The following is a 24,643-nucleotide window of genomic DNA, read 5'->3' on the forward strand; positions in this document are numbered from 1 at the left end:
ATGCAACGGCGCTGATAATAGCAAACTGCGTATTTAAGTAAAGAAAAAAGCTAAAGAAATTTGAAATAAAGCCGATAAATATCTATCAGTTATCATAATCGGCTAAAGACTATGCAAATCGATGATTTGTTAATCACAGAGAGTCAACTAAAGACCAGGCTAAATAAAAGTGTGCATGAAAATCGCAGAGGCGAATTCTCACTTTTATTAGCGATGCTATCGCACGATGCGCTGGATTTTAGTCAATTTCACTTGCCAAAAAGTGAAACGCATAGTGCTTATGAAGACGAAGAACAGTTAAGGGAGCGCTTTGGTGCTGGACCAAAGCAATTATTAGCTCCCGAAAAATTTGATATGACCATAGGGCAAGAGCATGCATCGGTGATTGTTCAACAAGGCGAGCAAGCAGGTATGAAAGCAATAAAATTAAGCCACTGCTTAAACCCTGAGCCACTAGCGATTAGAGATGACAAGTTACATATTCCTTTAACAGTAATCGATAATTGTGAACTATCAGTACGCAGGCGCTTAAATGACACGCACACCGCGCTTGCAAGTCCACAAATGGACGCCGCGGCATTTTATGACGATTTAACTAATGAGGCTATACATAAGCCATTGCTTGTTGCTAACGCATAAAAATAATTTAACACTTGTGCGTTTCAAAAGCCTAAAACACCTTATATTTAATAATCGGTTATGCAATAAAATAGAACAATTCTTTTTTTGTTTAAAAAAAGCATCCACAAATTAAATGCAATTGCTATAATGGCTGCAAATGGTATGACTTGAGTGCCATTATCATTAAATCAAGGTAATTAGGAACGTAATGAAGAAAACATTCACGCTAAATCATGAGAAAATCAAATACCCTCGTATGGTTGATGCTGCAAAGCATGAAGTGAAAAAATATTTGAAAAGAGAGCGCAATAAAACGCTACCTGTTGAAGCTGATTACTGGGCGTTTGACTGTAAGTTTGGCACAAGTGCCGATGATGCCGAAGTCGTTCACGTAGCTGAAATTAACAACAAGATCAGCGAAATCGAAAAGCAGGCGCTTACTTCATTCTATGTTGAGATTTTAGCTAGACCTGCGCAGCGTGAATCGTTCGATCTAGATGATGATGAATAAACCAATAGCAATATTGTAGAAAATGGACCTAGATGGTCCATTTTTTGTTTATGGCAGTTATTAACATGTTTAGTGGTATAGAGTAGCGCTTAAATAAAAAGCTATTTTTATGCTAAGTGTTTAGCTTATTTTATACACTGTGACACTTTTTATATTTTTTACCGCTTGCACATGGGCAGGGGTCGTTTCTGGCAACTTTTATATCGGCGACCGGATTAATAATACCCTCTAAATAACGCCATTCACCGTCCTCTTTTATAAAGTCTGATTTCTCATCCAACTCACAATATAAGTTTTGGTAAAAATAATACGCGTTAAAAGCAACATAACCTCGCTCATCACTTTGCTGCGTATCGCGCACAACTAATTTTACAAAGCGGCAGCTATTAGCAAAGTCAGCAATTTCATTTACTGGGTTTTGTGCTTGTTTTTCTTTGGCGTAAGTTTTAAATACATAAGATGCATTTTTTAATGCATAAGCACTAAAGCGCGAACGCATTAGTTGCTCAGGTGTTGCTGGGGTTTTTATATCAAGATGATAAGGCTGGCAACAGTCGCCATAATTAAGCTGACTGTTGCATAAGCAAGCGCTAGTACTGGTTACACTCATAAAATACTAATTAACATAAATTAAAAATGTATTTTACCAAGCTTATTGAGTAAGTGATATTGCTGTAGTGCTGGTTTTTTTAGTAAAGCAAAATAGCTTAGCGCTTCTTTTGTCTAAATTAAGCGATAAATTAACAAGCTGCTGTTCACTTACTATATCGGTCCACGTAATAATGGCTGCAAAGTTACCATTATGAAGTGCTGAATTTAGCACATACTCTAAATTTACTAAATGCTTTTGTCTTATTACAAGCAGTTTGCTGGTATCTATAGAGCAGCTATCTAACAAGGCTTTACTAGGCACATGGTCGGGCGCAATCAGTAAGGTCCACGCGTTAGAGCTATTGTATTGGTGCAACACTTTTAGCATCTCAAACGTAGCAGAAATTTCATCTTCTACTTTTATTAAGTTTACCGACTCACTTTCATCATGTTGTTGGTAGCTTTTAACGGTTCTTACGGTAATTGGCTGTAGCATAGGTCTCACTCACTGGGTTTATATACAGTACATGTATACAGTAGTTTATACAGTTGTTGTGTGCAAGCGTTTTTTGTTATTTTTTATACAGTTAATGGTTTTAAAAAATAAATAATAAAAATAACACTTTAAAAACAGTGCGTTATAATTTAAGTCGTGTAAGTGAAAGCTGAGGGTGTTTGCAGTACTGTATAAAGTGTAGCAGCGTTATACAGTACTTAAGGGATGGCTATACAGTTATTTTAGTGTGTTTTACAGTGCTTAGCTGTTAGCTATACAGTAGTTAGTCATTTTTTGGGATTAAGTGGGCAAACTGAATTTGGTGGATTTGCTCATACAAACTGGCTGCATAGCACTGAGCGTCTTTAAGACGTTTGGTGTCGATATATTTTCTTAAACCATTTAAAGCAGCGGTTGCCGGTTCATAGCCTTGGCTGCTGGCTAAACTCAGCCATGCTGCTGCGTGAAATACGCTTTTTGGTACGCCTTGGCCTTTGACAAAAAATAACCCTAAATAAAACTGGGCGCGATGATTTCCGGCCATTGCGGCAAGGCGCATCCACTTAGCTGCCAACGGTGCTTGGTTATGCTTTAAATAATACAGTGCTTTATTAAGTGTTGTTTGCTCACTTACATCACTATTGTTTTCAGCGCTGTGGTTTGTAGGCTGTGTTACAAAATCTAAAATATTGTTTAATTGCTGCTCTAAGTCTTGTCCGCTAGGCTGAGTCTTATTCATATATTTTCTTTTTTATAGTTTCTACGCCAACAGTTTAGTATATCGCAAGGTAAAATGTCCTGTTTATACTTAATTTTATGGTAAAATCACGTCACTTTTTACTATCACAAGTCTATTATGCTCGAAGCTCTATTTAAACTCCGCGAAAATAACTCCAATGTGCGACGCGAAAGCATTGCTGGAATCACTACTTTCATTACTATGGTTTACATTGTATTTGTAAACCCTGCTATGCTTGCGGAAGCAGGCATGGATCAAGGTGCTGCATTTGTTGCTACCTGTATTGCGGCTGCTATTGGCTGTTTTATTATGGGATTGTGGGCTAATTACCCTTTAGCACTTGCGCCGGGCATGGGTTTAAACGCATTTTTTACTTACGGTGTTGTACTGGGCATGGGTTATAGCTGGCAAGCTGCATTAGGTGCGGTATTTATGTCTGGTTGTATATTTTTAATATTAAGTTTGTTTAAGGTCAGAGAGTGGATAATTAATGCTATTCCTTTGGTCTTAAAGCAGGCTATTGCCACTGGTATTGGTGCGTTTTTAGCGTTAATTGCGCTTAAAAATGCAGGCATTATTGTTTCAAGCCCAGCTACATTAGTACAGCTTGGCGATATTACTTCGGCAGGTCCTTTATTAGCTATTTTAAGCTTTTTTGTCATTGCTGCTTTGCTTTATCGTGATATAAAAAGCGGCGTACTTATTAGCATTTTGCTAGTAACGGGCATTGCGTTAAGCCTCGACTTAGTTGAGTACCACGGCGTAATGTCAATGCCACCATCTATTTTACCTACCTTCATGCAACTTGATTTTGCAGCGGCCTTTGAGCTTTCTATGCTGAGTGTAATTTTTGCGTTTTTGTTTGTTGATTTATTTGATACATCAGGCACGTTAGTTGCGGTAACTCAAAAAGCAGGCTTAGCCGATGAAAAAGGCAATATGCCACGTTTAGGGCGTGCTTTAAGTGCCGATAGTACAGCTACTATTGCGGGTGCAATGTTAGGTACTTCTACCACTACTTCTTATATTGAGTCTGTGGCCGGTGTATCGGTTGGTGGGCGTACTGGCTTAACAGCTGTTGTTGTGGGTATATGCTTTTTACTAATGATGTTTTTTGCGCCGCTTGCGCAAATGGTGCCGGCTTATGCAACAGCGGGTGCTATTTTATACGTTGCGGTATTAATGCTGCAAAACCTTAAGTTTGTAAACTGGGATGACATGAGCGATGCAATTCCGGTAAGTGTAGTACTACTTATGACGCCGCTTACATTCTCTATTGCGCATGGTATTGCTCTTGGTTTTATATCGTATACTGCGGTTAAAGTACTGTGTGGTAAACGCGATCAGGTTAGTATTAGCGTGTGGATTTTAACAGCGTTATTTATTATCAAGTTTGCATTTTTATCATAATAGCTAATACCCATTCTTTTAGCTAAGAGGCTTAGTTTGAGGGTGGGTAAACATTTATTATTTAGTGGCTATCGCTCATTGCCACTGCATTGTTATACCTTGCGTATCTATGTTGTGGTAAATGAGCGTTTATAACGTAGTTAGCGCTAGGTAGTGCCTCAAAATACGTTAGTATTTACCCATTGGTAAAAACAGCTTAACAGATACAAAAAAGCCCATACATTATGTATGGGCTTTCTTTTGGGTATTTAAAATTACCATTTCTTTTTAGGTGCAAATAATACGTCCAAGTCATCTTGCTCTGCTTCTGCTTTTTTCTTCAAGGCAGTGGCGTTTGATGCTTTTAGTTCGGTGCTTATTTCTTCTAAATAGGCTTCAACTTCTTGGCGTTTTGCGTTTACGTATTCATCAGAATAGGTAACGGCACTAAGTGTGGCATAGGCTTTTTCAAAATATTGCCTAGCAGAGCCCACCATGCTCGCTGAACGAGCAGATAAACCGCGTTTAATTTGGCTTTCTATGTTGATTCTAAGTTGTAACTTTTCTAGGCGCTTATCTTCAGCTGCAAATACTTGGCTATCTACACGGCCTTTACTGTGCTCAGAGCGCATAATAACTCTAAGCTTTTTTATGCCCTGAATTAACGAGACTAACTGCTTATCGTTACTTGGTAACGATAAATTGTCGCTGCTATTACCTTGTACTGCACCACTTAGCTTTTCTTTAGCTTCGTTCATTCTGCTTTTTAATGCTTTAGAATTAGGTGAATGGTTCACCATAGCGTTTAGTGCTTCGTAACATCTACGTTGTAAAACGCGTATAATGTTTTCAGAAAGCGGAATATTAGCGCTATTCATAAGTGCTTCTTCGGTTTCTTCAATTATCGCTTTTTGTTTTGTTAATTCTTTGCGACGTTCAATTTCTTGCTTTTCTTTATGCTGCTGTACAGCGCTTACCCACAGTGCAATCACTATCAGTGCCACTATAAGCACAATTATAATCGAAACGATCATGGCTTAATTCTCGGATTCATAATCTATTTTTTTATATTACATCAAATATATGCTTTGAGGGTAGCTTTGCGCTGATTAACTTAAAAATATGTTAAAAATTAGATATAAGAATAATGTATTATAAGTTGAACCTGAATAAACATCGCTATCTGCAGCGGGTTTATTATGCTAGCCTTAATGCTTAAATAATGAAAATATACGTGCTTACTTTGCCAAGTTTTAACTAAATTAAACTTGGTTTTGCTTAGTATTACCATCATATAAGCTTAATAATAACGTTAAAAACTGCAACCATGAAATTACAACAACTTAGATACATCGTAGAAGTTCAAAACCATAAGCTAAACGTATCAGCAACTGCTGAGAGTTTATTTACCTCACAGCCTGGTATATCTAAACAAGTGCGCATGCTTGAAGATGAGCTAGGTGTACAAATTTTTGGCCGCAGTGGTAAGCATTTAACGCATGTTACAGGTGCCGGCGAAGAAATAATTAACATTTCTCGCGAAATTTTATCTAAAGTCGAAGGTATAAAAGCGGTTGCTAATGAGCACACGCTGCCTGATCAGGGTAAACTAAATATAGCCACCACACATACGCAAGCACGTTATGCTTTGCCAAGTGTTATTCAGGGCTTTATGAAAAAATACCCAGCTGTTTCGCTGCATATGCATCAAGGTACACCACAACAGATTTCTGATGCGGCAGCGCGCGGTGACGCAGACTTTGCCATTGCAACTGAAGCACTTCATTTATACTCAGATTTAGTTATGCTGCCTTGCTATCATTGGAACCGCAGCATTGTGGTGGCAAAAGATCATCCTCTAGCACAAAAGGCCGACAATTTAACCGTTGCCGATATAGCGCAGTATCCGCTTATTACGTATGTATTTGGGTTTACTGGGCGCTCTGAGCTTGATAAAGCATTTAACGCGCACGGTCTTGAGCCGCACATTGTGTTTACTGCAACCGATGCCGATGTAATTAAAACTTATGTAAGGTTAGGGCTAGGTGTAGGTGTAGTTGCCTCAATGGCCGTTGATCAATTAAGTGACACAGATTTAGTGTGTATTGATGCCAGCCATTTATTTGAAGCTAGCACAACTAAAATTGGCTTTAGAAAGGGCAGTTTTTTACGTACTTATATGTATGACTTTATTGAGCGTTTTGCCCCGCATTTAACTAAAGAGCGAGTAGAGCGAGCAAGCTTATTACGTAATCAAGATGATGTTGATGCGTTATTTGCCGACATAGAACTGCCAGTAAAATAGTAAGACTTTAAGTATACAAATACTAAAAAACCGCGTATTGCTAAAATACGCGGTTTTTTGTTTTTATACGCTTAACATTCAATAATGTTTACCGCTAATCCACCGCGTGCGGTTTCTTTATATTTGGTTTTCATGTCGTTACCGGTATCGAGCATGGTTTTAATCACTTTATCAAGCGACACCTTTTGCTCGCCACTACCACGTATTGCTAGGCGAGAGGCATTAATTGCTTTAATGGCGCCCATGGCATTGCGCTCAATACACGGTACTTGTACCAATCCGCCTACAGGGTCGCAAGTTAGGCCTAAATTATGCTCCATGCCTATTTCGGCGGCGTTTTCAACATGTACTACATTACCACCAACAATTTCAGTAAGTGCGCCAGCGGCCATTGAACAGGCAACACCTACTTCACCTTGGCAGCCTACTTCTGCGCCCGAAATAGAGGCATTTTTTTTGTATAAAATACCAATCGCCGCTGCGGTTAATAAATAGCGTGTAGCTATGTCGCGGTCCACTTCTTTAATAAATGTGTGGTAGTACATTAAAACGGCCGGCAATATACCCGCAGCACCATTTGTTGGCGCCGTGACTACGCGCCCACCTGCGGCATTTTCTTCATTTACAGCTAAGGCAAATAAATCCACCCAATCCATTGCTCTGAGTGGGTCATTACTCACTTCTACATTTAGCTTTAAATACAAACTAGGTGCACGGCGTTTAACTTTTAAACCACCTGGTAAAATTCCCTCGGTGCGCATGCCACGTTCAATACAGGCTTTCATTACTTGCCAAATATTAAACAGCTCGTCTTTAATATCGTCTTCTTTGCGCAGCGTTTTTTCGTTATGCATCATTAAAGTAGATACACTAAAGCCTGATTCTTTACACAGCTCTAGTAAATCTTTTGCACTTTCGAACGGGTAAGGAGCTGGGTTTTGTTCGCGTATATCAAGGGCTGCTTGTTTTTCGTTTTCAAATTCTTCATCGGTAACAATAAAGCCGCCGCCAATAGAGTAGTACACTTTGCTATATACTTTTTCGCCATTGTTTGAGGCAATAATTTCCATTGCATTAGAGTGCTTAGGTAAGGTTTTGCGGCGATGAAAAACAATAGCCCCTTGCTTAGGAAAGTTCGCTTTATGGGTTTGGTTGAGGTATATCACTTGCTCTTTTTCAATGGTGGCAAGGATATCGTCAACTAAATCGGCATCTATTGTTTCTGGGTCGTAGCCGGCAAGCCCTAATATAACGGCTTTACCAGAGCCATGGCCTACGCCGGTTTGACCCAGTGAGCCATAAAGCTCTACCTTTATATCGGTAACAGAGGTTAAAAGTTGTTGCTCTTGTAGGTCATTAACAAATAAGCGCGAGGCACGCATTGGGCCAACGGTATGTGACGACGATGGGCCAATACCAATGCTAAACATATCAAATGCACTGATCATACTATGGGTCTCTACTTTATTTACTCAGCCCGAAAGCTGTTCTTTGAACGGTCGAGTATCATAACGTTAATTCTATATTATGTAACTATTTGGCCGTAAGTTTTACACTGGTAGGGCAAGCTGTTTTGTAAAGTTTTTTATAATGCTAGCCGTTGCTCCCCACAATAATCCGTGCGGTGTACTAAACCCTTGCAAGGTGATGGTTTTGCCAAAACGTTGAAAAGGAATAGGCTGCCAATTGGCCTCGTTTGAAAGCTGGGTAAGCGACAGTAAAAAGCTAGCTTGCACTTCATTAAAATCGTTCTCCCATACTGTGTGTTCATCAAGTAAACCCACAAATGGGCTAATGCTAAAGCCAGTTAGGGTCGAGTATTGTGGCAGCTGCCCGAGCACTTTAACATTACTTGGCGCTATATTAAGCTCTTCGTGTAGTTCTCGAAGCGCTGTGGTGCGCAGGTGTTTATCGCTTTGCTCAAATTTACCGCCGGGTAAACAAATTTCCCCAGGGTGATGATGTAAATAAGTAGGGCGTTTGCACAATAAAATATGCGCCTGGTTATCAACATCAATAATAGGCAGCATAACCGCACTGGCACGCTTTTTACGGGTATCTTTTATTTGATTTGGCGCGGCAGTAGGGCTTAGCTGAAACCGCGCCATAATATGTTCACTATTCAAAGCGTTCTACTGTTTTAATAAAGGAAGTATTTTATTCACTTTATCGTATGTTTCTTGGTATTCCAATTCGACTTTAGAATCAGCGACAATACCACCACCGGCCCAGCAATAAATGTGTTCGTTATGACAAACCAATGTGCGGATTGTAATACTGGTGTCCATATTACCGCAGGCGCTTAAATACCCTATAGAGCCACAGTAAATACTACGCCTATGAGGCTCTAGCTCTTCAATTATCTCCATAGCTCTAATTTTAGGCGCGCCGGTGATTGACCCTCCGGGAAATGCTGCTTCAAGTTGATCAACACACGTTTTGCTCTCATCCAGTTCTGCCGTTACGGTACTCACTAAGTGATGCACTGCCGGAAAGCTCTCAATAGCAAAAAGTGAGGGCACCTTTACAGAGCCAGGTTTTGCAACCTTACCTAAATCGTTACGTAGTAAATCAACAATCATTACGTTTTCTGCGCGGTCTTTGGTTGAGTTTTCAAGGGCTCTGGCTTGCTGTTGGTCGGCGATTGCATCGGCCATGCGTGGCAAAGTGCCCTTGATGGGTTTTGTTTCAACTATATTGTCGTGAACTGCAATAAAGCGCTCTGGCGATATTGATAAAATGGCGCCACGTGGGTGGTTAATAAAGCTAGAAAATGGCGCTTTATTAGCCTCTCGCAATACTTTATAGGCTTGGAAAGGGTCGCCTTTAAAACCGGCACTAAAGCGCTGTGCTAGGTTGATTTGATAGCAATCACCACTTTTTAAATAATCTTGTATTTGCGCAAATTTATCAGCGTATTCATGCTTACTCATATTTGAGTGCCAATCGCTGGTGAGCGAAAACTGTGCAGGCGCTACATCGTTTGCTAAAAATTGCTGGTAAAGCGCTAAACGGTTCACCTCAGGTTGAGAAACGTAAAACCAGCTTTGCTGGTGTTTATCAAATATCAGCGCATCTAAATAAAGGCCAATGGCCATTTGTGGCATTGTTATATCGTGTTTTGCCGTGCGTGGCATGTGCTCAATAATACGCCCTAAATCGTAACCAAAATAACCAAGCCAGCCGCCGTTAAAAGGCAGGTTATTAGCGGCCTTTTGCGCGCTAAGTTTACTTAGCTCATCGTTCATTATTGTAAAGGGGCTACGCGAGTCAAGCTGTTGATTAAATACGCTTTGATTGTTGTTTACTTCTAAAATAGCGTGAGGCTCTATCGCAATAATATCAAAGCGACTATTTATGTGCTCGCTATTGGCTGAGTCTAGTAATACGGCATAGGGTAAATGCGCAAAATGCGCGAAAACATCAATGCAGTTTTGTGTTATGGCTAATTTTACACAATTTTTTTCATTGTTTAGCATTTACTGCCCCTTTAAGAACTGGCTCGAAACGGGCTGGGAGGGTATCATAAGTCAAATTTTTTTGGCAGCGTTTAGTATCAAATCTACGTTGTAATTAAAACAGTGCAAACCACCGTCACCGGTTTGGTATAGATTACGCTTAAGCGTAACGCTAACTTAAGGAACCACTATGAGTACAATCCGTCAGCAAGACTTTATTGATAGCATTGAAGATGCGTTGCAATATATCTCTTTTTATCATCCCCTTGATTTTGTTCAAGCGTTAGAAAAAGCCTACAACAAAGAACAAAGCAAGGCTGCAAAAGATGCAATCGCGCAAATTTTAATTAACTCGCGTATGTCGGCTGAAGGCAAGCGTCCATTGTGTCAAGACACGGGTATTATTACCTGTTTTGTAAAAGTAGGGATGGATGTTAAGTGGGATAAAACAGATTTAACCGTACAACAAATGGTTGATGAAGGCACACGTCGCGCATATTTAAAACCAGATAACCCACTACGAGCTTCTATTGTAGCTGACCCTGCTGGCACACGTAAAAACACTAAAGATAATACCCCTTCAGTTGTACACATTGATTTAGTGGCGGGTGGCGAAGTAGAAGTAATGGTTGCAGCGAAAGGCGGCGGCTCAGAGAACAAAAGTAAAATGGTTATGCTAAACCCATCTGACGATGTAGCTGCATGGGTAGAAAAAACGCTACCGACAATGGGCGCTGGTTGGTGCCCGCCAGGCATGCTAGGTATAGGCATTGGTGGAACCGCCGAAAAAGCAGCGGTAATGGCAAAAGAGTCGTTAATGGACCCGGTTGATATTCATGAGCTTATGGAGCGCGGTGCAGAAACAATGGAAGAAAAACTGCGTTTAGAAATTTTTGAACGTGCTAACAAACTAGGTATTGGCGCGCAAGGTTTAGGTGGTTTAACCACGGTTGTTGATATTAAAGTAAAAACAGCGCCTACGCATGCGGCATCAAAACCTGTTGTGATGATCCCTAACTGTGCAGCTACGCGCCACGTACACTTTACACTAGACGGCTCTGGCCCTGCAGATTTAAAAGCACCTAAACTAGAAGACTGGCCAGAAGTAACGTTTGAAGTAGGTGAAGGAACTCGCCGTGTTAATTTAGATACGTTAACTAAAGAAGACACCCGCGAGTGGAAAATGGGAGAAACTGTTTTACTCTCAGGCACTATTTTAACAGGCCGTGATGCTGCTCATAAACGCTTACAAGATATGATCAATTCAGGTGAAGGTTTACCTGAGGGCGTTGATTTTGATAATAAGTTTATTTATTACGTTGGCCCAGTTGATGCTGTAGGTGATGAAGCTGTAGGCCCTGCAGGCCCTACAACTGCAACACGTATGGATAAATTTACCGATATGATGCTAGAAAAAACCGGCATTGTAGGCATGATAGGTAAAGCTGAGCGTGGTCCTGCTACAGTTGAGTCGATTAAAGAGCATAAATCGGTTTATTTAATGGCTGTAGGTGGTGCGGCATACTTAGTATCTAAAGCAATTAAAAAAGCACGCGTGGTTGCCTTTGAAGATTTAGGTATGGAAGCAATCTACGAATTTGAAGTAGAAGATATGCCAGTTACGGTTGCCGTAGACAGCGAAGGTGCTAACGCACACACGCAAGGCCCTGCAATTTGGAAAGCTAAAATTGAAGAGCTAGACGGCAAGCTTAAATAAAGGTTTACGTAATCTAATAACAAAGCGAGCTTAGGCTCGCTTTTTTTGTATTTGTTTTATGAAATATTAAAAAAGCGCAAATTGCCCCTTCAAATAAACACCTCAGACCAGTTGTAGTAAATCTGCTTTTTTCTTCATAAACCTATACACTGTGCGCCTTTGCTGGGAGGGGAGCTGTGTAATACAAGGTTTACACTTGGCATTACCTTTACGTTCACGTAAATGTGAAGGCGCTTTTTAACGGTGTTGTTAGCTTTAAACTTAATTTATATGCCTTTTGTTGAATTTTATATCCATTTTTTATTGCTATTTAGATTTATTAATTCACAATGCTCGCTTTTTTCGGGTTTAACTTCTCATTATGTGGCACCCTTAAAAATGAAGTGGTAAAGTTTCGTCAATTTCCAGCGCTCATCCCTCTCACGGGTAAACTATTTTGGAGTAATTACAGTGGCTGTGTTTAATCAAGCTGAATTTGATAACCACGAACAAGTGGTTTTTTGTTCTGACGAAGCGTCAGGTTTAAAAGCAATTATTGCCGTACATAATACTAACCTTGGCCCTGCTGTTGGTGGTTGTAGAATGTGGGACTATGCCAACGATGAAGATGCCGTTTACGATGTTTTACGTCTCTCAAAAGGGATGACCTATAAAAATGCGGTTGCTCGCCTACCGTTTGGTGGTGGTAAATCAGTTATTATTGGCAATGCAAAAGAGATTAAATCAGAGCAGTTATTTCGAGCTTTTGGTCGTCAATTAGAGCGATTGAATGGCCGTTACTATTCTGCCGAAGATGTAAACATTACATGTGATGACGTTGCATTAATGAATAAAGAAACGAATTATGTGTTGGGCTTGGAAGGGAAAAGCGGTAACCCGTCACCTTTTACAGCTTACGGTACGTTTTTAGGAATTAAAGCGGCATTACAGCACCAACGTGGGCATCAAGATTTTGCGGGCATTAAAGTGGCTGTACAAGGTTTAGGTGCAGTCGCCTATGGTTTATGTAAGCATTTAGCTCAAGCTGGTGCAAAATTATTTGTAACAGATATCAATCAAGATGCTGTAGAGCGGGTAGTAAATGACTTTGGCGCTACGGCGGTGGGTATTGATGAAATTTACGACCTTGATGTTGATGTATACGCACCTTGTGCATTAGGTGCCACCATTAATGATGAAACCATTGCACGTATTAAGGCAACCATTATTGCTGGGTGTGCTAATAATCAGCTAGCGCAGTCTCGTCACGGTGAAGTACTTCGTGAAAAAGGTATTTTGTATGCACCCGATTACGTTATTAACGCTGGTGGCATTATTAATGTGTATTACGAAACTGCACCACAAGGCTACAGTGAGGCGGCGTCTAATAAACATGTTGAAGGTATTTTTGATACCTTAACCGAAATATTCACCCGTAGTGAAAAAGAGCAAAAATCAACGCACTTGATTGCCGATGAGTTAGCGCAAGAGATAATTCAAAACGGCCTGTAAACTTACCCCGTTTATTTAAACTAAGGCGTACAGTGGTACGCCTTTTTTGTTTATACTCTGTGGCGTGGTAGTTTTTGTGGCCAAGACCCTAAAGGCATTGCGGCCTAATCGTTAACGACAAGCTTATGGATATTATGACTGATACAAACGCCTTAATGGAGCCCATCGACCTTGATACATGGCCTCGCCAACAACACTTCGAATTATTTAAAAACTTTACCCAGCCATATTTTAATGTGTGCGTAACACTTAACGCCAAGCCTTTATTTGAATATTGTAAACAAAATAAACTGTCTTTTTTTCAAGCATATGTGCATGCCACATTAAAAGCTTGCCACGCTTATAACCCGATTATGCTAAGAATTATTAATGACCGTCCATGGCGATTAAAGCAAGTAAGAGCCAGTGTGGTAGAGCTTGCTAGTGATGACTCGTTTATATTTAGTTACTTTAATTATTCGCCTTGCCTTGAAGAATTTGCTCAGCACGCCACAGCGATAAGCGCCAATGCTAAATCTCAACCGTTATTTTCTCAGGCGTTTAATCAAACCGAAGGGCAGGCCGATTTGATACATATATCGGTTTTACCTTGGCTGAACTTTAGTAGTTTTTCGCATGCCTTTAGTGAAGGGAAAAGCTTAGGTATTCCTAAATTTGTGTTTGGTCAATACGATAAAACCACGGGCCTAATGCCGTTTTCGATTGATGTGCATCATTCGCTAATGGACGGTTTACACGTCGCAGCGTTTATAAACGTATTACAAAACAATATTGACGACTTTTGTAAAGATTAATTGAATTTAGTTAATGCAATGTATTTATTTGCTATGGTAGTATTTTTAGTTAGATAAGCGATATAAGTTAATTTGTAACGATTAGCTGATACGTTTACGACATTAAGTTTTAGCGACTTATTTAAGGTGCTTTTTAGCACGTATTATTAGTTGTTTACGCTATTGTTTAGTTTTAATTAATGCGCTTTTAGCGCTTAAACAAATTCTAGTGTATTCACCCAATGCGTATAGGGATTTTAACGCTTTGTTGGAGCGCACAATTTTGGTGTGCCCAGTGCCAAGTAAATTCTTTCCTACTCCTTTTAAATAACGATAAAACGCTTACACACAAGTAAAAGAATAACTAAGGCAGTTGATGATGAGACAATTAAGCATTATATGTTCTTTTTTCGTCATGTTTTTATGTGAAGCCCAAGAGCAAACCCGTTTACCGTTAAGTGATTATTTTTCTGAAACATGGAATACCCGCTCTGGATTGCCACACAACAGTATTAATAGCGTTACGCAAACCCAAGATGGCTACTTATGGGTTGCTACATGGGAAGGTTTGGCACGTTTTAATGGCCAAGAGTTTACAATATTAACCCGTGCTCATATTAATAACTTACCCGACTCGGGTTTAAGGGCACTCACTCCCACAAATAGTGGGGGGTTATACATAGCGGGGTCGCGCGGAGGAATTAGCTTATATCAACATAGGCAGTGGGATACCAAGCGATCAGCATCAACCATGGTTAATCATTTAATTGAAAGTGCTGATCAAAGCCTATGGTTAGCTCTTGAAAACGACGGCGTGTTTTATCGTGAACATAACAGCGATACCGACCTTGCGATTATTAAAAATGTGAGTGCTTATCGCGTTATAGAAGATCACGATGGGGTTATTTGGGCAGCAACCAGTGCAGGCCTTTATAAAATACACAACAAAATACCGACCTTAATGACGCCACACTTTGGTTTACCAAATGCACCTGTATATAACTTATTAATTACCCGTGGTGGCTCGCTTATTGTGGGAAGTGAAAAAGGCGCGTGGATCAAAACCAATGCGCAGTTTCAGCCGATACATGAAAAGCTTAGCAATGAATCTATTTCTAGCTTATTAGAAGATAACCATGGAGATTTATGGTTTGGCACAATTAATAAAGGGGTGTTTAGGTTATCTCCTGATGGCGTAGAGCAGTTAGATGCCAATAACGGATTACCCGCCAACCGTATTTTATCTTTGTTACAAGATAGAGAAAACAGTATTTGGATTGGCACAAACGCCGGGTTGTTTCGCCTGCGTGAGTCGCCGTTTTCATCGTGGACCCAAAAAAGAGGTTTAGCGGGGGATTATACCCGCACAGTGCTTTCTCACTCCGATGGCAGTTTATGGGTGGGGGGAAGCTCTGGCTTAAATATAATAAAAAACAACCGCGCTACCTTGGTTTCAGGCTCTAAACAAAGCAGTCCTTATTCTGTACTCAGTTTACACGAAGCACCCGACGGTAGCGTGTGGGCAGGTACGTATACCTCAGGTGTTTTAAAAATAGTTAATAATACCTTTACGCCGTTTATTAATCGTAGCACTGGCCTTGGGAGTAACGAAGTAAGGGCTTTATTATTTGATTCTAAAAACCGTTTGTGGATAGGCTCTGCTATGGGGCTTACGCGCATCAATGAAGATGGCAGCTTAAATCAATTTACAAATAAAAAAGACTTACCAAGTGGGTTTGTACTTGCACTTAGTGAAGATAACGCAGGCAATATTTGGGTAGGCACCGGCAATGGGGTGGTGGTATTTGATATTGTTAGTGAGCAATTTACAACGGTTGAATTCCCTCATGAGTTTTCTGCGCAATATGCGTTTGGGTTTTATATTGATGATACCTATACCTGGATGGCCACAGATAGAGGCTTAGTGCGCTATGAGCTAACAAGCGGAAAAATGGCCATGCTTGGCTTAGAGCAAGGTTTACCTATCGATAAACTATTTCAAGTGGTGCCGTACAATGGCTCATTTTGGCTCTCGAGCAACCGCGGGATTATTCAAATCGATAAAAATCATATACAGCAAATCCTCGACGCTCCCGCGAGCGCTAAAGCACCCGTTCTTAACTATCAACTGTATGATGAAGGCGATGGGATGTTAAGTGCACAGGCCAACGGAGGTTCAACCCCTTCGGCTGTAACGCATAACGATGGGAGTATTTGGTTTGCAACCGCAAAGGGGGTGAGTACCGTAAAACCAGCGCGCTTACAAGCATCAACGCAAATTGCGCTGCCGACCATTATTGAAAATATTTTTGTAGATGGTAAGCCTATTGCGCTTCCGCTTGAAGGGGAGTCGGTATTTTTGCCTCCGGGGGTTTCTCGTTTATCGTTTCATTATGCAGGGCTGAGCTTTATTATGCCGCAGCGATTAAATTTTCAAACCCAATTAAAGGGCTTTAACGATAAATGGGTTAATCGCCAACATATGACCGGTGCTGAGTACACTAACTTACCGCCTGGGGAATATACCTTTATGGTACGAGCAAGTTACCCTAACGCACAGTGGCAAGATAATCAGCAAGCTGTAAATATTGTAATTCAGTCATTTTTTTGGCAAAAACCGCAATTTAAGTTTGCAGTATTTGTATTATTTTTAATGGTTATTTTTGCTATATACAAATACCGTTTATACCACTACAAAAAAATAGAAATAGAGTTGACTAATCGCGTAGAAAAACAAACCCAAGACCTACAAACGCAAGCCAATGCGTTTGCATACCAAGCAACACACGACCAACTTACCGACATGCCTAACAGGCGTGCTTTTGATAGCTGGCTTGCCCATAACTTTGCCACTTACAAACAGCAAAACCGGCCGCTAGCCATAGCTATACTGGATATTGATCACTTTAAGCGGATTAACGATAACTGGTCTCATATTATTGGTGACAAAGTGATTTGTACTATTGCAGAGCTGCTTAAAAATGGCTGCCAAGAAAACCAGCATATAGCACGCTGGGGCGGTGAAGAGTTTACAATTGTTTTTGCAGATAAAACCGCCGGCGAAGCAAAAATCATATGCGAAGCACTGCGCGAGAGCATTGCACAGCATGACTTTTCTGCCATGGGTGAGGGGTTAAGTGTAACAGCCAGTTTTGGCTTGTCTGACTCAACCAACGTCGGTGATTACGACCGCCTTTTATCGCGGGCAGATCAAGCATTATACAAAGCTAAAAATAGCGGACGAAATTGCACAGAAATTATCTGATTGAAAATGAGTGCATGTGCACATATTAATAAGAGACTAACTTATTTTGGATGTCCCCATGATAAACGGGCTACTCATTTTTGCTTTGGCTATTTTTGTTGTAATTTATTGGCGCTGGCAGGCACTACAAAACTGGCTTTGGAATAAAAAATATAAAAACGCGGTTTTAAACTCTCAACAAAAAGAAATACTCCTTCGTTGCATGCCTATCTATAAAAAGATGACGGATAACGACAGAGCCAAGCTTGAGCGCCACATAATATGGTTTTTAAATGAAAAGCGCTTTTTAGGCCGAGACGGACTAAAGCTAACCCCCGCCATGAAGCTGATAGTTGCTGCCGATGCCTGTGTGTTAGTGCTTAATAAACCTTGGCCACTTTATAAAAACGTAAAAGAAATTTTGCTCTACCCCAGTGCGTATTATGCGCCGCAATCTACACGAGATAGTGCTGGGCTGGTTAGTTACCACAACGCGGTACGCTTAGGTGAGTCGTGGCCTGGTGGCACGTTAGTGCTAAGTTGGCACGATGTACTTGAAGGCAACCGTTTACCAAGCGATGGCCATAATTTAGTGTTTCATGAATTTGCCCACCAGTTAGACCAAGAAACCGGAAAAACCACTGGCACTCCATTATTAAAAACCCCCAATGCTTATAAAGAGTGGGCCCGAGTGTTTAGCCGTGCATTTGTGCAGTTAAAAAGTCATGTTGCTTATAACATGCCTCACGTTATTCATAGTTATGGGGCCACCAACGAGGCTGAGTTTTTTGCAGTACTCACAGAGACCTTTTTAGAAAAGCCGGCGCAGCTTAGGCAACACGACCCTGAAATTTATAGAATGCTGGTGGATTACTACCAATTTGACCCCATAGTTTGGCATTAATTTTTGGTACTTGGTCTGATAACGCTGGCAAGTTAGCGCTGTTTTTGTTGCAATCGTGTTAGAGAGTTTAACTGCAATAATAACAAGCGAGAAATGCATGAAAAAAATGCTTCACACTGCACTGGCTTTATCAGTCGCCCTTGCAATAGGTCAGCCGCACGCAAACGAAGAGCAAGAAAAGTGGCAGGTAGACTCACCAAAAGGTGAGTTTGTAGATGCCACCATTAGCACAGAGCAAGGCACATGGATGAACATTGATGTTAGTCCTGATGGCAACACGCTGGTGTTTGACTTACTTGGCGACATTTACACTATGCCTATAAGCGGAGGTGAAGCAACTAAACTCACCTCAGATATTGCTTGGCAAATGCAGCCTCGCTTTAGCCCTGATGGTAAACACATTGCGTTTACCTCAGATCAAGGCGGTGGTGATAATATTTGGGTTATGGATGTTGATGGTAGCAATCAACACGCTGTGACTGACGAAACCTTTAGACTTTTAAACAGCCCCGCATGGAGCCCTGATGGCGATTACCTTGTCGCACGCAAACACTTTACCGCTAGTCGCTCACTAGGAGCTGGAGAAGTGTGGCTTTACCACAAAGCGGGTGGTAAAGGTGTTCAGCTTACTAAACGTGAGAACGACCAAAAAGACTTAGGTGAGCCAATGTTCTCACCAGATGGCCGCTATGTTTATTTTTCTCATGACGCGACACCAGGTAAAACCTTTCACTACTCTAAAGATTCTGTTGCCGGTATTTATAAAATTAAGCGCTACGATAGAGAAACAGGCGAAATAGAAACCATAATACAAGGCATGGGCGGTGCAATAAGACCGACACCTTCACCTGATGGTAAAAAGCTTGCCTATATAAGACGTGATGACTTTCAAACAAGCTTGTACTTATACGACCTAACCAGTGGCGAGCACACCAAGCTTTATGACAAGCTTGAACGCGATATGCAAGAAACCTGGGCTATTCATGGTGTGTATCCGACCATTGCGTGGACCCCAGATAACGAAGAACTGGTGTTTTGGGCTTCAGGCTCAATACATAAAATTGCTGTTGATGATAAAGCTGTTGCGCGTGTTCCCTTTAAAGTAAACACCAGTAAAAAAATACAAACCGCGGTACGCTTTACTCAAAATTTAGATACCGATGAGTTTGATGTAAAAATGTTGCGCAACGTGCAGGTTAGTCCCGATGGTGAAACTGCGATTTTTGAAGCATTAGGTTATATTTATAAACGCGATTTAGACTCTGGTAAAATTAAGCGCTTAACCAAACAAACTGATCATTATGAGCTGTTTCCGCAGTACTCCCGCGATGGTAAAAAGATTGTTTACACCACCTGGAGTGATACTAAGCAAGGTACTGTACGCGTTGTCTCTGCCCGCAGCGGGCGCGGCGAGGCGATAACCCGCGAGCCGGGTAAATACGTTGAGCCTACTTTTAGTCCTGACGGCAAAACAATCGTTTATCGTAAAGCCACCGGCGGAAGTATTTTAAATCCTAAGTGGTCACTTAACCCAGGTATTTATAAAGTAAGCGCAAAAGGGGGAGAGAGCGAGCTTATTTCTAAAAGTGGTTATCAACCTCAGTTTGGTAGCGCCAATGACCGTGTATTTATCATGAGCCCTTGGCCTAAGCCTACCTTAAGTGTTGTGGAGCTTGAAACTAAAAACGTTCGTAAACTTTACGAATCAGAGCATGCGACTGAATTTCGAGTCTCACCAGATGGTAAATACTTAGCGTTTGCTGAGCGCTTTAAAGTATTTGTTACCCCGCTGGTAGAAAGCGGCTCACCTATCACAATAAGCCCTAAAGATAACCAGTTTCCTATTGAGCAGTTGTCTGTGCGTGCGGGTGAAAATATAAGTTGGAGTGCTCAAAGTAACACTCTCTACTGGAGCTTAGGGCCCGAGCTATACCATGCAAGCCTTGATGGTATGTTTGCTATTGATAAAGCCGATGATGCCGACTTTAAAGTAAAAAGCGGTGAGAATATTAGCTTTAGTAAAAAAATGGCTGCACCAAAGGGCATGATTGCGCTAAAGGGCGCCAACATTATTACCATGAAGGGTGAGCAAGTCATTGAAAATGGTGTCATCATCACAGACGGTAAACGCATAAAAGCAATAGGTACTGCTGATGAGGTAACGATCCCTAAAGGGGCTGAAATTATCGATGTAGCAGGTAAAACAATTATGCCTGGGATTGTTGATGCGCATGCCCATGGCTCACAAGCCAGCGATGAAATTATTCCTCAGCAAAACTGGAAAAACTATGCTGGTTTAGCGTTAGGTGTCACAACAATTCATGATCCATCAAACGATACCTCTGAAATATTTACCGCCAGTGAAATGCAAAAAGCCGGCATGATTGTCGGGCCACGTATTTTTTCTACCGGCACCATTTTATATGGAGCAAATATGCCTGGTTACACCTCGCATATTGATTCGCTAGATGATGCTAAATTTCATTTAGAGCGTCTTAAAAAGGTTGGGGCGTTTAGTGTTAAATCGTACAACCAGCCACGCCGTGAGCAGCGCCAACAAGTTATTGAAGCAGGGCGAGAGCTTGAGATGATGGTTGTGCCAGAGGGCGGCTCACTGCTACAACATAACTTAAGTATGGTTGTTGATGGACATACGGGCATTGAACACTCAATTCCGGTTGAGCATATTTACGATGATATAAAACAATTATGGTCGCAAAGTGATGTTGGTTATACCCCAACGCTTGTTGTCGCCTATGGTGGAATTTGGGGAGAAAACTACTGGTACGATAAAACGGACGTGTGGAATCACCCGCGTTTAAGTAAGTTTGTGCCTAAAAATCAGCTGTTGCCACGTGCTATGCGCCGAGTAAAAGCGCCCGATTATCACTATAACCACTTTAATAATGCCCGTGTTGCTAAAGAGCTGCAAGATTTAGGTGTACTGGTAAATTTAGGTGCTCACGGACAACGCGAGGGCTTAGGTGCACATTGGGAAATGTGGATGTTTGCTCAAGGCGGTATGAGTTCACTTGAAGCAATTAGAGCCTCTACGCTTGACCCTGCTAAATACTTGGGGCTTGATATAAATATAGGCTCGCTAGAAGTAGGTAAGCTTGCCGATTTAATTGTTATTGATGGCGATCCGCTGAAAAATATTCGCGATTCAGATAAAGTCGATTACACCATGATCAATGGGCGCTTATTTGATGCAAGCACAATGAACGAAGTGGGTAAAAAGCAGCGAAAACCACTTTATTTTGAAAAGCTATAATTGTAATACACGTTTAAAAAGCGGCTATTAGCCGCTTTTTTTTAGCTCAAAATAAATTATTTAATAAAGCGAATTGATAGAAGGTGATAAACAGGCACAAAAAAACCGCTTAACGCGGCTTTTTTATTAATCACATGTTGTTTAAACAACACCGCGCGGTAAGCGACAGTCGTGATCTTTACTTGCAAGCTCAACAATCCAAAGCTCTTCAGCTGTGTAGCCGTCTTCGCTTTGTGTTACAACAGTAAACGGCGCTGTTTTTTGTGCTTTAACAGGCGCAGCAGCTTTAGTTTTAGTTTTTTTCGCAGGCGCTTTTTGCTCAGCTTGTGCAGGCGATTTGCCAGAGCTTAATTCTTTCGTTAGCTCTGCTACATCAGCTAGGCGTAAGTTTTTGCCACCATCGATGCTGTACCAGCCAGGTTTTGTAGTAATTTCAGGTTTTTTACCATTGGCAGCTTCATATGCAGCTTCAAAGGCAGATAAAACTTCTGTTTTGTCTAGTTTGCTCATCAGAGACCCTATACGTTGTGAACACAGATAAAGAAGCCGTATTTATACCTATTTTCCAACTGTTTTTCAATTTTTTGCGATTTTCCTTCCATTTTAGCCCCATAAACGCCAAAATTTGCACAAAATTCAGTGCTGAGTAAGGTAATAAGTATGCAACGTAGAGAATTTAACCAACTGTTAAACGACATTTTAAAGCCTCACACAATTAAAGATTTTTGTCCAAATGGGCTGCAAGTCGAAGGTAAAAATGAAATCAGAACGATTGTTACGGGGGTGACTGCAAGCCAAGCACTCATTGATGCAGCGATAGAAAAAAAAGCCGATGCTGTTTTGGTTCACCATGGTTATTTTTGGAAAGGTGAATCGCAACCTATTACAGGCATGAAAAAACGCCGTATTGGGGCTTTGTTAGCGCACGATATTAATTTATTTGCCTATCATTTACCGCTTGATATTCACCCTGTTATAGGTAACAACGCCCAGCTTGCTAATTTGCTCGATATTGAAATAGAGACAGGGCTTGAACCCGTTACTAATAGCGTTGCTATGAAAGGACGGTTAAAAACTCCGCTTACAGGTAGCGAGTTTGCAAATAAAATAGCCAAAGTTTTAAACCGCGAACCTTTAAGTAGTGTTGTACGCGATGAAAAAATTAACACCATTGCCTTGTGTACAGGAGGCGGGCAAGGTTATATCGATTTAGCAGCAGAGCAGGGGATTGATGCATACCTAACGGGTGAAGCCTCAGAGCAAACTATTCACAGCTCGCGAGAGCAAAATATAGACTTTTTTGCAGCAGGGCATCATGCAACCGAGCGTTACGGAATTAAAGCCCTTGGTGAACTACTTGCTAAAGAACATGGTTTTGATGTGAGCTTTATAGATATAGATAACCCAGTATAAATTTATATACTCTACAGCGCCTCTGGGTTTATCTAGCGGCGCATACTTATCCAAGCATTCCCAATCACTTCATGGGCATATTGCGTTACTACACGTAATGCCTCAGCATTTGGTATAAATTGTTTATACAAAGGTAAAGCCGCAAAATTGTGATAATCCGTAGCGGCAGGAATTACCTCAATGCCTTGGGCATTAAACAGGTTTATTGAGCGCGGCATGTGTAGCACAGACGTAACCAGTGCAACCTTAAAATCAACGAGCTTAGGCGCGAGTAGTTTGGCTTCTGCGGCTGTATCCATCGCCTGTGGGTTTTGTTTTATGCGGTTTTTACTCACCCCTAAATTTATTGCTGTTTGGCTCATTAACGCGCTATTGGTTACTTTATTATAGCCACCGCCAGATACGATAAGCGTTGCATTAGGGTATTTTTTTGCAAGCTTAACCCCTTCTACCAAGCGAGTAAGCGCACAGTTTCCTAGCTGATTATTAGCGCTTAAAGCGGGGTTAGGGTTTATGTCGCAACCCAGTACAACAATTTTATCAAGGGTTGGGTGTTTTAGTGCATTAAAAGCCAATGACGCGGGCTCATTGTTTTTAATCAGTTGATGCGCAGCAAACGGCGTACTTAACACTAAAAGCGCCAATAGACTTAAGCTTGCGATCACTAAAGCAGACTTACGTGCACGAAACGCCAAAACTAGCATTACAAACGCAAGTAAACCAAATAGTGGTAGCGGCATAATTAAGCCACCTAATAATTTTTTTAATTCAAACATAACAAGCAACATAAAACACAATAGGCCTTATGTTACTTATTAGTTTGTGATTTATCGACCGTTATTTTGCTTACAGGTATTTAAAAAATGGCGATAAACGGGGTTGTCTTTCATGTCTTTTTTCATTGCTAGGTACATAGGGCGGGTTAGGCCTAGTGCACCAAGCGGGATAGATTTAATTAAACCTTGGCTTTCGTAAGGTGTTACCAACCAATCAGGCAGCGCTGCTACACCCATTCCTGCACTCACTAGCTGAAAAATTAATAAGCCTTGATCTACATTTTTTAAGGTGCCGTCAAAGCGGGCATTTTGAATAAAGTGTTTAAATATATCTTGTCGCTCGCGCGGAATAGGATACGAAATAATGGTTTCGTTTTTTAAATCAAGCGCCGTTACATATGCTTTTTTAGCTAGGTCGTGATCAGGGGCGACGATAAGCTTTAATTTAAAATCAAATAAGTGAGCGTATTCAAGTTTATCAGGATCGCGTATATCTGAGGTCAATACTAAGTCGAGCTCATCGTTGAGTAAATCTGGTATAGCGTCGTAGCTAAAGCCGCGTTCGTAGTCAATTTTAATATCTGGCCAAAAATTATTAAATTCTTTAATAGTAGGAAGCAGCCAATGAAAACACGCATGGCATTCAACACTTAAGCGCAGTTGGGAAATAGGTTGATTAAGGCTTTCTTTTAAACGGCACTTAGTGGCTTCTACTTTAGGTAAAACTTCGTTGGCAAGTTCGAGTAATAGCATTCCTTGTGGCGTAAAGCGCACAGGTTGCGTTTTTCTTTCAAATAATTGGCAGTCTAATTTGTTTTCTAAGTCTTTAATTTGATGAGATAAAGCTGATTGCGTTAAAAATAATTCGCGGGCTGTATTAACTAACGATCCGGTGTCTTTTAATGTCGCAATAGTTTTAAGGTGTTTTATATCAATCATCT

The 24,643-nt window shown here is 40.9% G+C and carries 21 protein-coding genes; 11 read left to right on the forward strand and 10 right to left on the reverse strand.

The genetic code is table 11. From position 1 onward, the window contains the following. The first annotated feature begins 111 nt into the window (after positions 1 to 111). Together OIZ54_RS14940 and OIZ54_RS14945 are read left to right on the forward strand one after the other, a co-directional pair. Positions 112 to 639 carry a VC2046/SO_2500 family protein gene (locus tag OIZ54_RS14940; RefSeq protein WP_264390715.1) on the forward strand — a complete coding sequence of 176 codons (528 nt, stop codon included), beginning with the start codon at positions 112 to 114 and terminating at the stop codon, positions 637 to 639. Positions 640 to 829: 190 nt separating this feature from the next. Beyond that, a complete protein-coding gene (locus OIZ54_RS14945; protein WP_004589192.1) occupies positions 830 to 1,132 on the forward strand; it encodes a DUF6172 family protein in 303 nt (100 codons plus the stop codon). Positions 1,133 to 1,262: 130 nt separating this feature from the next. Here OIZ54_RS14945 and OIZ54_RS14950 read toward each other — a convergent pair whose 3' ends face one another. From OIZ54_RS14950 to OIZ54_RS14960, 3 genes are all read right to left on the reverse strand, one after another. Continuing rightward, entirely contained in the window at positions 1,263 to 1,742 is a 480-nt protein-coding gene (locus tag OIZ54_RS14950) for a YchJ family protein (protein WP_029774254.1), read from the reverse strand. 42 nt (positions 1,743 to 1,784) lie between these two features. After that, positions 1,785 to 2,219 (reverse strand): SulA-like leucine-rich domain-containing protein, encoded by a 435-nt coding sequence (locus tag OIZ54_RS14955; RefSeq protein WP_054983082.1) that lies wholly within the window; start codon positions 2,217 to 2,219, stop codon positions 1,785 to 1,787. A gap of 283 nt (positions 2,220 to 2,502) precedes the next feature. Next, entirely contained in the window at positions 2,503 to 2,958 is a 456-nt protein-coding gene (locus OIZ54_RS14960; protein ID WP_264390716.1) for a tetratricopeptide repeat protein, read from the reverse strand. 117 nt (positions 2,959 to 3,075) lie between these two features. Between OIZ54_RS14960 and OIZ54_RS14965 the strand changes: the two genes are divergently transcribed. Continuing rightward, positions 3,076 to 4,368, forward strand: a complete 1,293-nt coding sequence (locus tag OIZ54_RS14965; protein WP_004589400.1) for an NCS2 family permease — start codon at positions 3,076 to 3,078, stop codon at positions 4,366 to 4,368. Between the two features lie 254 nt (positions 4,369 to 4,622). Here OIZ54_RS14965 and OIZ54_RS14970 read toward each other — a convergent pair whose 3' ends face one another. Continuing rightward, on the reverse strand, positions 4,623 to 5,381 hold the full coding sequence (locus OIZ54_RS14970; RefSeq protein ID WP_024032356.1) for a hypothetical protein: 759 nt from the start codon (positions 5,379 to 5,381) through the stop codon (positions 4,623 to 4,625). Between the two features lie 293 nt (positions 5,382 to 5,674). Between OIZ54_RS14970 and cysB the strand changes: the two genes are divergently transcribed. Beyond that, positions 5,675 to 6,652: an HTH-type transcriptional regulator CysB gene (gene cysB / locus OIZ54_RS14975; protein WP_004589402.1), complete on the forward strand. Its 978-nt coding sequence runs from the start codon at positions 5,675 to 5,677 to the stop codon at positions 6,650 to 6,652. Positions 6,653 to 6,723: 71 nt separating this feature from the next. Here cysB and OIZ54_RS14980 read toward each other — a convergent pair whose 3' ends face one another. The 3 genes from OIZ54_RS14980 to pabB all read right to left on the reverse strand — a co-directional run bounded on the left by OIZ54_RS14980 (position 6,724) and on the right by pabB (position 10,131). Then, positions 6,724 to 8,100, reverse strand: coding sequence for an L-serine ammonia-lyase (locus OIZ54_RS14980; protein WP_004589403.1), 1,377 nt, complete (start codon positions 8,098 to 8,100; stop codon positions 6,724 to 6,726). Between the two features lie 102 nt (positions 8,101 to 8,202). Continuing rightward, the gene (locus tag OIZ54_RS14985) at positions 8,203 to 8,778 is read right to left on the reverse strand and encodes an NUDIX hydrolase (protein ID WP_264390717.1); all 576 of its coding nucleotides are present in this window, start codon (positions 8,776 to 8,778) and stop codon (positions 8,203 to 8,205) included. A 6-nt stretch (positions 8,779 to 8,784) separates the two neighbouring features. Continuing rightward, positions 8,785 to 10,131, reverse strand: a complete 1,347-nt coding sequence (gene pabB, locus OIZ54_RS14990) for an aminodeoxychorismate synthase component I (protein ID WP_264390718.1) — start codon at positions 10,129 to 10,131, stop codon at positions 8,785 to 8,787. 169 nt (positions 10,132 to 10,300) lie between these two features. On the opposite strand from pabB, the gene OIZ54_RS14995 reads away from it, so the two are divergent. The 6 genes from OIZ54_RS14995 to OIZ54_RS15020 all read left to right on the forward strand — a co-directional run bounded on the left by OIZ54_RS14995 (position 10,301) and on the right by OIZ54_RS15020 (position 21,513). Further along, complete coding sequence (locus OIZ54_RS14995) at positions 10,301 to 11,827, forward strand: fumarate hydratase (protein ID WP_264390719.1); 1,527 nt, start codon at positions 10,301 to 10,303, stop codon at positions 11,825 to 11,827. 450 nt (positions 11,828 to 12,277) lie between these two features. Further along, entirely contained in the window at positions 12,278 to 13,318 is a 1,041-nt protein-coding gene (locus OIZ54_RS15000) for a Glu/Leu/Phe/Val family dehydrogenase (RefSeq protein ID WP_024033350.1), read from the forward strand. Positions 13,319 to 13,473: 155 nt separating this feature from the next. Further along, positions 13,474 to 14,112, forward strand: a complete 639-nt coding sequence (locus OIZ54_RS15005; RefSeq protein WP_031289849.1) for a chloramphenicol acetyltransferase — start codon at positions 13,474 to 13,476, stop codon at positions 14,110 to 14,112. A 355-nt stretch (positions 14,113 to 14,467) separates the two neighbouring features. After that, positions 14,468 to 17,356 (forward strand): diguanylate cyclase, encoded by a 2,889-nt coding sequence (locus OIZ54_RS15010; protein ID WP_319641010.1) that lies wholly within the window; start codon positions 14,468 to 14,470, stop codon positions 17,354 to 17,356. 58 nt (positions 17,357 to 17,414) lie between these two features. After that, on the forward strand, positions 17,415 to 18,239 hold the full coding sequence (locus OIZ54_RS15015; protein ID WP_004588146.1) for a M90 family metallopeptidase: 825 nt from the start codon (positions 17,415 to 17,417) through the stop codon (positions 18,237 to 18,239). 97 nt (positions 18,240 to 18,336) lie between these two features. Continuing rightward, positions 18,337 to 21,513, forward strand: coding sequence for an amidohydrolase family protein (locus OIZ54_RS15020; protein ID WP_264390720.1), 3,177 nt, complete (start codon positions 18,337 to 18,339; stop codon positions 21,511 to 21,513). Positions 21,514 to 21,654: 141 nt separating this feature from the next. On the opposite strand, the gene OIZ54_RS15025 is transcribed toward OIZ54_RS15020, so the two are convergent. Continuing rightward, positions 21,655 to 22,023: a hypothetical protein gene (locus tag OIZ54_RS15025; protein WP_004588144.1), complete on the reverse strand. Its 369-nt coding sequence runs from the start codon at positions 22,021 to 22,023 to the stop codon at positions 21,655 to 21,657. A gap of 150 nt (positions 22,024 to 22,173) precedes the next feature. On the opposite strand from OIZ54_RS15025, the gene OIZ54_RS15030 reads away from it, so the two are divergent. Beyond that, the gene (locus OIZ54_RS15030; RefSeq protein WP_055254995.1) at positions 22,174 to 22,926 is read left to right on the forward strand and encodes a Nif3-like dinuclear metal center hexameric protein; all 753 of its coding nucleotides are present in this window, start codon (positions 22,174 to 22,176) and stop codon (positions 22,924 to 22,926) included. A 32-nt stretch (positions 22,927 to 22,958) separates the two neighbouring features. On the opposite strand, the gene OIZ54_RS15035 is transcribed toward OIZ54_RS15030, so the two are convergent. Both OIZ54_RS15035 and OIZ54_RS15040 read right to left on the reverse strand, forming a co-directional pair. Beyond that, complete coding sequence (locus OIZ54_RS15035; RefSeq protein WP_264390721.1) at positions 22,959 to 23,702, reverse strand: YdcF family protein; 744 nt, start codon at positions 23,700 to 23,702, stop codon at positions 22,959 to 22,961. Positions 23,703 to 23,753: 51 nt separating this feature from the next. Next, complete coding sequence (locus OIZ54_RS15040; RefSeq protein WP_004588141.1) at positions 23,754 to 24,641, reverse strand: LysR substrate-binding domain-containing protein; 888 nt, start codon at positions 24,639 to 24,641, stop codon at positions 23,754 to 23,756. Between the last annotated feature and the right edge of the window lie 2 nt (positions 24,642 to 24,643).

Source organism: Pseudoalteromonas sp. A3 (genome assembly GCF_025942345.1).
Taxonomy (GTDB): domain Bacteria; phylum Pseudomonadota; class Gammaproteobacteria; order Enterobacterales; family Alteromonadaceae; genus Pseudoalteromonas; species Pseudoalteromonas atlantica.

Bases quoted from the DNA above. Each gene is read 5' to 3' on its own strand.
- OIZ54_RS15025 (WP_004588144.1), bottom strand. From the start codon at position 22,023: ATGAGCAAACTAGACAAAACAGAAGTTTTATCTGCCTTTGAAGCTGCA.
- OIZ54_RS15010 (WP_319641010.1), top strand. From the start codon at position 14,468: ATGATGAGACAATTAAGCATTATATGTTCTTTTTTCGTCATGTTTTTA.
- OIZ54_RS14960 (WP_264390716.1), bottom strand. From the start codon at position 2,958: ATGAATAAGACTCAGCCTAGCGGACAAGACTTAGAGCAGCAATTAAAC.
- OIZ54_RS14955 (WP_054983082.1), bottom strand. From the start codon at position 2,219: ATGCTACAGCCAATTACCGTAAGAACCGTTAAAAGCTACCAACAACAT.
- OIZ54_RS14980 (WP_004589403.1), bottom strand. From the start codon at position 8,100: ATGATCAGTGCATTTGATATGTTTAGCATTGGTATTGGCCCATCGTCG.
- cysB (WP_004589402.1), top strand. From the start codon at position 5,675: ATGAAATTACAACAACTTAGATACATCGTAGAAGTTCAAAACCATAAG.
- OIZ54_RS15035 (WP_264390721.1), bottom strand. From the start codon at position 23,702: ATGTTTGAATTAAAAAAATTATTAGGTGGCTTAATTATGCCGCTACCA.
- OIZ54_RS15015 (WP_004588146.1), top strand. From the start codon at position 17,415: ATGATAAACGGGCTACTCATTTTTGCTTTGGCTATTTTTGTTGTAATT.
- OIZ54_RS15040 (WP_004588141.1), bottom strand. From the start codon at position 24,641: ATGATTGATATAAAACACCTTAAAACTATTGCGACATTAAAAGACACC.
- OIZ54_RS15005 (WP_031289849.1), top strand. From the start codon at position 13,474: ATGGAGCCCATCGACCTTGATACATGGCCTCGCCAACAACACTTCGAA.
- pabB (WP_264390718.1), bottom strand. From the start codon at position 10,131: ATGCTAAACAATGAAAAAAATTGTGTAAAATTAGCCATAACACAAAAC.
- OIZ54_RS14995 (WP_264390719.1), top strand. From the start codon at position 10,301: ATGAGTACAATCCGTCAGCAAGACTTTATTGATAGCATTGAAGATGCG.
- OIZ54_RS15020 (WP_264390720.1), top strand. From the start codon at position 18,337: ATGAAAAAAATGCTTCACACTGCACTGGCTTTATCAGTCGCCCTTGCA.
- OIZ54_RS15030 (WP_055254995.1), top strand. From the start codon at position 22,174: ATGCAACGTAGAGAATTTAACCAACTGTTAAACGACATTTTAAAGCCT.
- OIZ54_RS14970 (WP_024032356.1), bottom strand. From the start codon at position 5,381: ATGATCGTTTCGATTATAATTGTGCTTATAGTGGCACTGATAGTGATT.
- OIZ54_RS14965 (WP_004589400.1), top strand. From the start codon at position 3,076: ATGCTCGAAGCTCTATTTAAACTCCGCGAAAATAACTCCAATGTGCGA.
- OIZ54_RS14950 (WP_029774254.1), bottom strand. From the start codon at position 1,742: ATGAGTGTAACCAGTACTAGCGCTTGCTTATGCAACAGTCAGCTTAAT.
- OIZ54_RS14945 (WP_004589192.1), top strand. From the start codon at position 830: ATGAAGAAAACATTCACGCTAAATCATGAGAAAATCAAATACCCTCGT.
- OIZ54_RS14940 (WP_264390715.1), top strand. From the start codon at position 112: ATGCAAATCGATGATTTGTTAATCACAGAGAGTCAACTAAAGACCAGG.